Below are 12,948 nucleotides of genomic sequence, written 5' to 3'. Positions count from 1 at the left end.
TGTAGCAAAAATAAATGAAGATGAAAAATACGATGGATATTATGTTTATGAAACAAATAGAACTGATTTATCTGTAGTTGATATTGTAAATTTACATTCAAAACAGTGACAAATTGAATCTAATTTTAAAACGTTAAAAGGTAAGTTGTCACTTCGTCCAATGTATTTATCAACATGAAATCATATTGTTGGATATATTTGTTTATGTTTTGTATCTTTAGTGTTTTTAAATTATGTAGTTTACCTTTTGAATTCTAGATTAGGATTACAAGGTAAAAATAGAATTACTGAACATAAAATGATTAACGTTATTAAAGATGTCAAAGAAATTGAGATATTTGTAAACAAACAAAAAACAGAAACAATACAAGTGTTTAATGATGGGTTAAAAGAAAGTTGAGATACTTATCACACTCTTTTAGAAGTTTTAAAAAAAATAACAGTTGACTTATAAATTTAGGTTTATAAGTTTAAACTGTTATTTTTATGCTTAAAGTGGGAAACGTAGGAAAAAAGCTTACGGAGTGTGTATTTAAATTGAATAACTACATCTAAGAAGTAAACTTAAAAAATGATTTAAGATAATAAAAAAAAGATCTGATTACTCAAATCTTTTTATAATATTAATCATTTGCATGAATAGCTACACTTACATCTGTTTTACGTATCTTTCTAGTTGACAATCATAATGAACTGAAGAATGATGAGAAAATCATAAGTATTGATATAAGCGGTGCTATTCAACTATATCCAATCGGAAGAACAAATCCTCTGACATATAGTATTGAATTTATAATGCTTACTATTCCAAATACCATTATAACAGTAAGTATAATTACTATTAAACTTGCAAAAATAGATATTCTAACTGTAAAGTCAATGATTTGAGCATTAGTATATCCCATAGACTTAAGCATTATCATAAATGATTTATACTCAGATACATAAATATCGACAACTAGCATAATCAATAATGCGGCAGATAATGCTACAGATAGAATTATAATAATAGCTACATAAACAGCTGTTTTTGCTAATTGATCTAATAATTGTTTTATTTCAGCTATAAACTTAAGATCTGTAACAGAAGCTTTATAATCACTAAATTCAGTTATATCTAATATAGTATTACCAATTTTTTTATCAGCAACAATTGATATAGAACTTGAAATTCCAAGCGGCTCTTTAACATTAGAATACAAAGTATTAAAGTAGTAATGAGGAGAATAACTATAAGCATCTTCTGAACCTATAAAACTATCTTTTCAAGCCTCATTTGTTGAAATTTTATTTCATTTAGTTGTTTTATATTTTTTAAAGTATTTACCAGTAGATTCAACTCTTGAAGTATCAAATGGTTGATAGTTATAGTTTGTTGATCTTGAAGTATCATAACCATAAATTAAGTTGGCTAGATCTGAATCAACTATAGCCATTGCTTTTCCATATAGCTCTAAGTTAGCAACTTTTTTAAATTTAATTTTTAAATCTTTATTAACGTATGTAACTTGTCTATTTTGATTTTTTAATATCGGAGCAACATTATGTCTTTGACCTAGTGCTCTTCTATAGAAATGAGGAACTCCATCTAGTACTAAGTTATCTATTAATTTATTAGATACTTGTTTTTTGACACCTAATATTTTTCCATCTGTATCAAAAACAAAATACTCAAACGCTTTTTCATTATCATCTCTTTTTTGATTTAATGAAAAATCATATGGTCTAATTGCAATATAGTCACCATTGTAATCATCAGTAGTATCTAATGCAGAATTTCAAGCATCTTTAACTGATTTAGGAACCATATCTTTTGATATTACACTTACTGAAGGTTGTTTTATATTTCTAACTTTATCATCAGTTAATTTTAAATCTTCTAAATAATTTTTATCAACAGTAGTTACATCATTATATTTATTTCATTTACTTGCATAAGCTGCATATTCTTGTCAACTTACTGAGTCATGTTTAGGAATGAATAATAATAAATTTCTCATTTGATAATATGGTCTTATAAATGAACGCTCAATAGAACCATCATTTTTTATAACAAAGTCTCCAAATAATGGTGAGTCTTTAACAATTCCATCATGAGAAGATTCAATTTGATTTAAAAGATTTGGATCTTTTTCTTCTTTGTTTTCAGGTTTGTTCTCATTATTTGATTCACTATTTGCTAATTCTAAATTTTTATGTTCATTTTTATCTGATCAAAGATCTATAACTTGTTTTTGAGTAAATTTATTTGTATCTAAATTATAAGGATTTAAATAATATTTTAAGTTATCTGATGAACCTACAACTTCATAATTATTGATAGTTTGACTATCGTCTGTATTTTGCATTGGTTTATTAAATGATGAGCTTTTTACATAATTTGTATTTACATAATCAGTGTCATCATAAATTCATGCTTGACGAGGTAAATTATTAAAGTTTCCATTTTTATCTTTAAATGTTAGTTGATTATTATTTGCAGAAATATTTTCTAACACTTTATCTGAATTTGAATCGATAATAGATGCTAGTGGTTTATTTATAATTGTTGGAACAATAACTGTATTAGTTATATGATCATAAATTTTTATTCTACTATTTACACTATTTAAATAAATATCTTTATTAACTGAACCTTTAGCTTGGTTAAAGACTTTATTTATTTCTTTAGAATCTTTAGTTGTTAAAAATACTTTTTCTTTATCTTTTTTTCTAATATTTAAAGAATCTTCAGCTTTATCTAATCCTAAAACACTATATGAAGCTTTTGAATTGTTAGATAAAGGTGTGAACATTGTAGCTAGTTGATCTTTTTTAGGAACAATACTTTGAGTTTGAAAACCAAAACTTAATTGTTCTTTTCTAGATTCACTTGTTAGATATGATTTAACAAGTGATGGAGTATAAGCTAATAAGAAATCTAACATGGTCTGTCTTCAATCATCAATTTTAGCATCTTTTATTTTAAATAGTTGACTAATAGCTTGACCTGCAACAGTAGTTAAAGGTGTTGCTGCTTCATTTACTTCTGTAATTCTATCATCATCGCTATTAAATCTATTTTCTAAATCAATATCATTTAAAAAGTAACTATATAATTGTTCAATTGTTCCAATTGATAACGCACGACCATTTGCAATTGTAAATTGATAACTTAATCAACCTAATAATTTATCAGGTAAATCTGCATTTCCAGTTTTTGCATATTGATTTACATAAAGTTTTAAAGGATTAATAATTTCTCCTTTAGATGAATCTACATTATAAATAAGAGCTGGTAAAGCTGAGTTATTTGAAATATTTCTTAAATAATCATTTGGATTTTCATAATATTCAATACTTCTACCATTTAAATTAGTTGCTTTTGAAAATTTTGATAAACTTTCATGACCATATCACATATTAATAGAATCTTTTCCTAAAGGAGCATTTGTTAAACTATCAGTTAGGTTATATTCGTTATTATATTTAATATTTTTAAAATATTTATCTTTAGCATTTAATGCTACACTTGGTAGAGCAACAGCAACTGAAATAAATAATGTTGCAACAAATAACAATCCAGTTAATAACATTAATGGTTTTTTACCTGCTTCAGCAATTTTAAAAGTTATTATTCTAGTAAAGCTTACTTTTTTAAATACATGTTCACTAAGTCAATTAGTAATAATAGGTTTGCTTCATCTGTCAGTTCTATTAATAATATTTAATACAGGTTTTTTAATATTTAATAAAGCTATTAAATAAGAGAACACTCCAAGTATTAAACCAAATATTAATATAGTTAATAGAATTGATGAACTATTATAAGCAATAATATTAGATTTTAATCCAAAATAATCTTGTAAAATTCCTACAAAAGGAACTTGTAAAACTGTTCCAAGCATTCAACCAAGAGGTATAACTGTTACAGTTAAAATTATTGAATATGATAAGTATGAAAGTGCAATAACTTGAGCATACATACCATTAGCTTTTAAAATACCAATTTGTTTTGCATTATTTTTTATAGATTTATAAACTCCATAAAACACCGCTAAACTTGTAACAAGAGCAATAACAATAGCTGATAGTAATGTTGTTAAATTATAATAATAACTAACTCTTTCGTATAAAGTTCAGTTTAATGAGTAAAATGAATCTTTAAAACTAAATTGAGAATAGAAAGTTTGTGCTGGATTAGAATGTTCAACAATATTGTTATATATTTTTGATGAATCAGCAAATTGATCTAAATATACTTGATTTAAATTTGAAGCATCTTTTTGTTTATATAAAAAGAAGTTAAACATTGAAGTATTATCATTGTTATCTGCTTTATCTTGTTTACCTAATATATTACTAATAGTTGATCTTTTTGCATAAACTATTCCACCAGATTTTGATTTTGGTAATGGTACTTTAGGATCTGAAGTTGGAAAGAATGAATAAGTATCAGTTGAATATCCTGTAATTAATAATGAGGATTGTTGACCTAGTGAAATGTTTCCACCAATCTTAATTTTGTTTGCTTTTGCAAATTGTTTACTTACAGTTATTTCACTTGGACTTGATGATTTTTCTCCTGTTAACATTTCATAATTAGTAAAGTCAGTATTTGTTATATCAACAATTCTATAAGTTTTTTTAGTAACGTGATCAGTAAAAATAATTTCTGGTCTTATATATAAACCATAGCCATTAGCATTTGCTGCTAATAAGTTATGAGTTAAAAATGCAGAAGTTATTGTGTAATTTCTAGGAACAGGAACTAAAAAATCATCATCGTTTTTTTCTAAATTACTATAAAAATTAACAGCCTTAGATCCAATGTTTGCAAACTCATCAGCATTAACTGCTAAAAAGTTAACAAGTCCATTAGTTTTAAAAGCAGATATTTTATCTACATTTTGAACATAATTATTAAGATCAGATAATTTGCCTTCTAATTCATTTGTTTGATTTCATCATTCTACTTTTTCAATTTCATCAGATGAACCTTTAATATAAAGTGGTCTTAAAACTCCTCTAAAGCCTTTTGAAATAATAAGTTTAAAAAATCCATCATTTTTAGTTGGTTGTTGATTTTTATCTTTATTAAGAGTAATTATATTTTCAAATTCTGAAACAGGATTTTTATCAAATTGTAGTGTGTATTTATTTTGTTTATTAGTTATGTATTTTTCTTCGATCTTAGTATTTTGATCTCATTGTTTACCAAAGAAAAATTCATAAAATAACTTAGCAGTTTTTAATCGGTCTTTAAGATCTCTTATCTTATTTAATAATTCTGATTCTCGATTTATAAAAAATCTAACGTTTTTAAAAAGATATTGACTAATTGATTCAAAAGCATAATATGAGTAATTATAAATTTTTAAATTTTGATTTTTATTATTTCTTAAATTTTCAAAATTTTTATTATTTATAAATTTTGATCAATTACTTTTACCATTATCTATTAAATATTCTTTATATCAATCTTTATTTTTTTGTGTGTATTTGTAAATAACAGTATTTTTGATACTGTTATGATTACTACTTAGAAGATTAATCATTGTATTAAAAAAAGCATCATCAATAGCAAAATCGAATTTTTCTTGATTTTCTGCTACTTTTGTATCACCATCTTTATGATTGTTTTTAATATCAAACATATCTAAATAAGAGGTTCAAGCTGTTTTAAATTCATTTGATTCAATAGTTTTAGTTATTAAAGTCTCATAACCATAAATATTATTAAAAACTAAATTATAGTTATTCGATTCTTTCATACCAGTTCAATCTTTTTTAATAAAATCAAATATCGGTAAGAATAATGTGCTATTTTTTTCAGGTTTAGCTTTACTTCCAACTGTAATATTATAAGTTGAATCAAATTTAGGTGTTTTTTTGGTATTAACTACTGTGTTGTATTCTTTTTCTAGTCTTTGATTAGTTGTAAATGAAATAGTTAAAATAGTTGAAGCTATAAAAGTTAAAAACATAATAATAATTAATTGTAACTTTAAATTATAGATCCACTTCATTCCTTGTTTAATCATTAAAAATAAATTTTTCATACAACCACCTTTAAAAATAGTATTTTTATACTAATGTACAATTTACATGCTTATATTATATAATATTAGTATTGAAAAGATAAATCTAATAATTATTATGTTTAAATTTAATTGTTTATCTTATAAAACTAAAAGGAGAGTAGGTTTAATTTAATGGCTAAATTATGAAAATCATTAAAAGATTATAAAAAATGATATGTACCTATTTTAATGTTTTTAGTTGTTATAAGTGCTTTTTTAGGTTTCACTTCTAGTTATGTAGATAATAAAAAACATAAATTCATTAATAATATTCAAAATTATATCAAATTAAGTTCTTATGCTGTTAAAGGTAAAATTTTAAATGATGAAGAAGGAATTAATTCTAGTTATGTTGATCAACGTTTAGCAAATAAAAAAGTAATCGATGAATTAGGATCTAATTTTATATGAAAACCAGATAATGATAGTTCAGTTAGTGATGCTAAAATTGGAGATGTTTTAGAAAGTTATTTTGGTAAAAGTAGCAATCTTTTTAATAAACCAATTCAATATATAGATAAAAATGATAATAATAAAGTTAAAGATATAACTAACAAATCAAATAAATCAGTAACTCCAGATAGCATTGAACCTTTAATTAATCAATTATCTATTGTTCAAAACACTTTAGCAAGTATTTCATCTCAAACTTTAGGATTAGGAATTGATCTTATCCAAAAAAATCTTTTAAAAACAGATGCTGTTATTAGTAGTATAAGAAATAATGATATTGTAAAAAAAGTAGTAGATTTTATACTTAACAATGAAAAAACACTTAAAAGTATAGGTGAATTTTTAATTAATAACCATAAGTTAAATCCTAGTTTTTATAAAAACTTAAATGTTAGACAATTATTTAATAAAGAGTTAAATAGTCTTTCAACTGCTATTACAGGTCAAAAACATTTAAATCATAATACTGATAATTTAGCAAATGATTTATCATCTTTTATTTTAAAAACAGTTTATGAAGTTATTAAAACTGAATTTAGTAAAAAAGATGTTGGATTTATAGATAAAATAAAAAACATTTTTAATAGTTTTAAAAATGTTTTTAACCGTGAAATGTTAATTAAAATACTACCTGAATTATTAAGATATATAAAAAGTGAACTATACTTTTCAATGTATTATGTAGTTAATGAAAATTTAAGTATAAGTGAATTGTTAGAAAAAAGAGTTGAATCATTTAAAATATTAGCTGATGATAAATTAGATTTGCTAGTTTTAATAAAAGGTTTAGCTAAAGTTATGCAAGAAGAAAAATATGCTAACCGTTTTTTAGATTTTATGTTTAAAAGAGTAGATAAATCTAAAGTTTATTTTGATTCAAAAAATAAACCAAATAATTTAGGAACTTCTAATTTATTTTTTGATCTAATCAATTCAGCTCAAGGATTATTACATAATTTATCTGGTATATTAGAATATTTTGTTCCAGTAATTGAAAAATTTGTTCAACAACGTCAAGATGAAGTTAAAGAAATAATATCCGATCAAATTAATAAATTATTTGAAAAAGTTAGTGCAGGACATAAAAAAGCTTATTTTGATGGTAATAAATTAAACATAGAAATTTGATCAGGAAGTGGAATTTTTGGTATTAACTATGTAACTGGCCATGTTCATATTTTTGGTGATAAAGGTATTATTAATACAGTTATAAATGCTTTAAAAAATTTATTTTCAGCTTCTTCTAATATTAGTGCAACATTATTGAATTTTATAAAACATATTTTTTATAGAGACAAAGAATCTAGTTTTAGTTTTAAAGATGCTTTTATAAATATAAGTAATATTTCAAAATTATTTAGTGAGATATTAGATATAAGATATATTGATAATAATAAAAGTAAAAGTGGGTTAGTATTATATTTAGGACTTGCTCCTCTTCAAGCTATTCAAGCATGATCAATATATGATGTAATTAATCTTCCTAATAGAGATATTGTTTCAAGTTTAGCAAGTGTAGTTAAAGATATCAATAAAGTTTTAGACCCTTTAAGAACAATATTAAATAAATTAGCTGAATATAAATTTACAAATTCACCTAGTGAATTTGTAGACAGCCAAAGTTCAGGAATAGATAAAACAAAATGATTTCCTGCATATTTAGAAAAAGCTACGAATTATTTTAAAAAACAATCAGATATAAAAGCTCCTAAATATGATTTAATTAAAACTTTATATGATGCTAACGGAAATTTTGCAAGTGAGTTTACTAAAAAATGAGCTGATTTTATTGTTCCAGATATTAATGATAATACAAATCCACTAGTTCCTATTGTTAAAGCAATAACAAACAATAAACCAGTAAAACAAAAAGGTAAAGATCAACCTGCTGTTATTAATTTTTTAGCTGATGTTAAGAATGCTATAGAAATTTCTGGAGAATCATTAATTTCAAATACTGCATTTTATAGAAACATCCCATCATTAAAAAATATAAACGTTCCTTTATCTAAATTAAAAGCACTTGGTATAGATGGAATTAATGATGAAACTTTAGATGTTTTTTTAGATAGAATTGGATTATCTGTTCAACAATATTTAGATAAACATCCTAAAGAATCTGTTGGAATTGATGTTTCAGCAATAGGACATATTTTAAAATCTTTATACATTAAAGTGACTGCAACTTCATCAGTTCGAAATGCTGAAAAAGTTGAAAATAAAAATATTATTAAAACCATTATTGATTCATTAGATTCTCATGATTCAAATAATAGATCAACTAAATCTGTTTATTCTTACTTCTTATGAGATAAAATTAAATTTACATTAGATGATAAAGAATTAACTGATGAAATTACAATTGATAAATCAGTATCTCCTTTAAGATATTTAATAGGAATAGGTCAATCAGGATTTATAAATCAGTCTATATCATATAGTTTATGTATTTTATTAGGTGGATTAAATATTAGTGATGAATTTTATAATATAAGTGTAAATAATAAAAAATCAGTTACTTCATTATTTGAAGCTTTAAGTTTTGTTTTAAATAATAAACAAAAAGAACTTAACCAAAAAGAATGAGAAATTGCTGGTCAATATTATCAAAAAGAAGCTTGAACAACTCAACACATTAGTTCATCAAAAAATAAAATTAAATACAAATTAATAAGAACTAAGTTTTCAAAATCTAATTTTAATAATATTATTGGTCAGGAATTTGAAGTTACACTTGAAAAAGAACAAAATAGTAATTCATACTGACAAATTACAAGGGTTATAGCTTTAAACTATCAAAATTTAATAATTTAATTACAGTAACAATTATGTTACTGTTTTTTTATAAGTTTATTTAAAAAAAACTTTATTAATTAACTATAATTAAATTATGTAAACAAAAGAGGTTGTTATGAAAATTGCTATTTATCCTGGAAGTTTTGATCCTTTTCATGATGGTCATTTAAATATAGCAAAAAAAGCAAGTTATTTATTTGACAAGTTATATATAGTAGTTAGTAAAAATATTAATAAATCTAGTTTATTAAGTTTTGAAAAAAGAATTGAGATCATAACTAATCTAACTAAAGATTTTAAAAATATTTCAGTTATAGCAAATCAAGATCAATTAACAACTGATATATCTAAAAAATTAAATGCTAAATATATTGTTAGAGGCTTAAGAAGTCAACAAGATTTTGATTATGAATTAAACTATTATGATGGATTTAAAAGTTTAGATCCAAATATAGAAGTAGTTTATTTTATAAGTGATTTAGATAAAAGACAACTATCATCTAGTGTAATTAAAGAAATAAAATTTTATAAAAATTAATCATTGTTATTATTTTTTAAAAAATTAAAATTGATATTAAATTATTAGAATAAGGGGATTGATCATGAGTAAACAACTTAAAGCAATCGGTGCAAGTGAAGGTATAGCAGTAGCTAAAGCTCTTATAATTAATGAAGAAGAAATTATAGTTAATAAATTAGAAATTAGTGATGTAGAAGCTGAAATTTCAAAATTTGAAGATGCAGTTTCAAAATCAGTTAGTGATCTAGAAAATCTAAGAAAAATCACACTTGAAAAATTAGGAGAAGAAAAAGCTACGATTTTTGATGCACATAAAGATATCGCAAATGATCCAATGATTGAAGAAGAAATTATTTCTTTAATTAGTTCAGAAAAAGTTAATGCTGATTTTGCAACAAAAGAAGTTACTAATAAATATTTTGAAATGTTTAGCATGATGGATGATGCTTATTTTAAAGAACGTAGTAGTGATATTAAAGATGTTGCATCAAGAATTATTAAACACATTTTAAATATTAAAATTATTGATCTTTCAACAATTAATCAAGAAGTTATTATTATTGCTGAAGATTTAACTCCAAGTCAAACTGCTCAGTTGGATAAAAATTTTGTAAAAGGATTTGCAACCAACATAGGTGGACGAACAAGTCATGCTGCTATTATGGCTAGAAGTTTAGAAATTCCAGCTGTTTTAGGATTAAAAACAATAACTAGTCAAGCTAAAGATGGAGAAATGATTGCTTTAGATGGTGCAAGTGGAATTGTTGAATTAGAATTAAATCAAACTGATATTGAAAAATACCAACAAAAAGCAATTGAATACAAAAAACTACAAGCTGAATTAAAAACATTTAAAGATAAAACTTCTGTTACAAAAGATGGTATTGAAAAATTAATTGAAGCAAATATTGGTTCACCTAATGATGTTGAAGGTGTTTTAGCATCAGGAGCTGAAGGAATTGGGTTATTCCGTAGTGAGTTTTTATACATGGATAACGATCATTTCCCAACTGAAGAAAAACAATTTGAAGCTTATAAAAAAGTTTTAGTTGATATGGATCAAAAACTAGTTATCATTAGAACACTAGATATTGGAGGAGATAAAAAATTATCATACTTTAACTTCCCTGAAGAAATGAATCCGTTTTTAGGTTATAGAGCAATTAGATTTACATTAGATAGAAAAGATATTTTTAAAGATCAAATTCGTGCGTTATTGAGAGCTTCAGCATTTGGTAAACTTGGAATTATGTTTCCTATGATTGCAACAATTGATGAGTTTAGATCAGCTAAACAATTTGTTGAAGATTGTAAAAAAGAATTAGATAACGAAAATATTAAATATGATAAAGATGTTCAAATCGGAATGATGGTAGAAATTCCAGCAGCTGCAATTAATGCTGATCAATTTAGTAAATATGCTGATTTCTTCTCGATTGGAACTAATGATTTAATTCAATATACAATGGCAAGTGATAGAATGAATCAAAACGTATCTTATCTATACCAACCAACTAACCCATCTATTTTAAAATTAATTAAAATGACAATTGATGGAGCTCATAAAAATAATAAATGAGTTGGTATGTGTGGTGAAATGGCAGGAGATGTTCAAGCATTACCAATTCTATTAGGATTAGGATTAGATGCATTTTCAATGAGTGCTACTTCAGTTTTAAGAGCAAGATCACTTATGAGTAAAATTGATATGAATTCAGCTGTTGAATTATCAAATAAAGCTTTAGAATGTGAAAATGAAAAACAAGTTTTAGAATTAGTTGATGAGTTTTTAAATAATTTAAAATAGAAATACCTATAAACTTAAGTAAAATAATTAAATGTTAAAATTAAAATAGTAGATAAAAAGAGGGATTAATATGTGACCATTTAAAAAGAAAAATATTGAAATATTAGCACCTTGTGATGGTGAAATTGTTAGATTAGATAAAGTTGAAGATGATGTTTTTAGAGAAAAAATGATGGGTGATGGATTTGCTATCATTCCAAGTTCAAAAGATTTTTTTGCTCCAATTTCAGGTAAATTAGTAACAGTTTTTCCTACAAAACACGCATATGGAATTCAAACTAAACAAGGAGTTGAAATTCTAATTCATATTGGATTAGATACTGTTAGTTTAAACGGAGCGGGATTTGATTCAGTTGTTGAACAAGATCAAATGATTAAAGCAAATGAAAAACTAGTAACAGTTGATCTTAAAAAGATTGCTAAAAAAGTTCCTTCAATTACAACACCAATTGTTTTTACAAATCCTATGGAAAAATCAATTGAAATTGTTAAATTCGGTAAAGTAAAACAAGGTGAAGTTGTAGCTATTTTAAAATAATTATTAGATATGCAAAGCATATCTTTTATTTTGCGAAAAAATTTCTAATTTATACTTTATATTTATTAATAAATGATATACAATTATCTTGTTTAAAGAAGAAGCACTCGCTCACCATTAGCAATTAGGCAAAATGGTAATAACTTTTTTATGATGGTTATATGCAATAAGTGTGCTTTCTAATTCTTTAATGGCACATTTTTTATTTTAAGGAGAAATACATGGATAACAGACAAAGAAATTCAAGACCTATGAAAAATCAAGAACCAATAAACGAATTCATTAGAGCTAGTCAAATTTTAGTTATTGATGAAAACAAAGAAAAACTAGGTGTTATGTCTAGAAAAGAAGCTTTAGCTTTAGCTAGTTCAAAAAACTTAGATTTATATCAAGTTGGTGTTCAACCTGATGGAGTTGCTATTGCTAGAATAGTAAATTATGGTAAGTTCAAATATGAACAACAAAAGAAATTAAAAGAAGCTAAAAAACATCAAGCTAAAACAGAAAATAAAGAAATCAGATTAACAGTTAATATTGGTCAACATGATTTAGAAACTAAAGCAAGAAAGGCTAAAGAATTTTTAGTAGAAGGAAACCGTGTTAAAGTTTCTTTAAAATTTAAAGGTAGAGAAATTGCATATGTTGATTTAGGACAACAAACATTAGATAGATTCTTTGATTTAGTTAGTGATGTAGCTAAAATTGAAAAAGAAGCTAAATTAAATTCTAGATTTTTAGATATGTATATCGTGCCTAAGAAAAATTAGTTAAG

The 12,948-nt window shown here is 24.2% G+C and carries 7 protein-coding genes; 6 read left to right on the top strand and 1 reads right to left on the bottom strand.

The genetic code is table 4. The features are described 5' to 3' along the window. Positions 1–454, top strand: a 454-nt coding sequence (locus AB668_RS01890; protein WP_152908027.1) for a transposase, incomplete at its 5' end; no start/stop codon positions are given. A 169-nt stretch (positions 455–623) separates the two neighbouring features. On the opposite strand, the gene AB668_RS01885 is transcribed toward AB668_RS01890, so the two are convergent. Next, positions 624–6,041, bottom strand: coding sequence for an ABC transporter permease (locus AB668_RS01885; RefSeq protein WP_050517380.1), 5,418 nt, complete (start codon positions 6,039–6,041; stop codon positions 624–626). Positions 6,042–6,194: 153 nt separating this feature from the next. Here AB668_RS01885 and AB668_RS01880 point away from each other — a divergent pair, with 153 nt between their 5' ends. From AB668_RS01880 to infC, 5 genes are all read left to right on the top strand, one after another. Next, positions 6,195–9,329: an STREFT protein gene (locus AB668_RS01880; protein ID WP_050517379.1), complete on the top strand. Its 3,135-nt coding sequence runs from the start codon at positions 6,195–6,197 to the stop codon at positions 9,327–9,329. A 97-nt stretch (positions 9,330–9,426) separates the two neighbouring features. Then, on the top strand, positions 9,427–9,849 hold the full coding sequence (gene coaD, locus AB668_RS01875) for a pantetheine-phosphate adenylyltransferase (protein ID WP_050517378.1): 423 nt from the start codon (positions 9,427–9,429) through the stop codon (positions 9,847–9,849). Between the two features lie 64 nt (positions 9,850–9,913). After that, a complete protein-coding gene (gene ptsP, locus AB668_RS01870) occupies positions 9,914–11,638 on the top strand; it encodes a phosphoenolpyruvate--protein phosphotransferase (protein WP_050517377.1) in 1,725 nt (574 codons plus the stop codon). A gap of 70 nt (positions 11,639–11,708) precedes the next feature. Further along, complete coding sequence (locus AB668_RS01865) at positions 11,709–12,176, top strand: PTS sugar transporter subunit IIA (RefSeq protein ID WP_050517376.1); 468 nt, start codon at positions 11,709–11,711, stop codon at positions 12,174–12,176. Positions 12,177–12,397: 221 nt separating this feature from the next. Further along, on the top strand, positions 12,398–12,943 hold the full coding sequence (gene infC, locus AB668_RS01860; RefSeq protein ID WP_004426337.1) for a translation initiation factor IF-3: 546 nt from the start codon (positions 12,398–12,400) through the stop codon (positions 12,941–12,943). Positions 12,944–12,948: the final 5 nt, after the last annotated feature.

Origin of the sequence: Mycoplasma sp. HU2014 (assembly GCF_001199495.1) — a bacterium.
Taxonomy (GTDB): domain Bacteria; phylum Bacillota_I; class Bacilli_A; order Mycoplasmatales; family Mycoplasmataceae; genus Mycoplasma.
The sequence above is the reverse complement of the archived record's forward strand: the minus strand, read 5'-3'. Positions and strand labels throughout refer to the sequence as shown.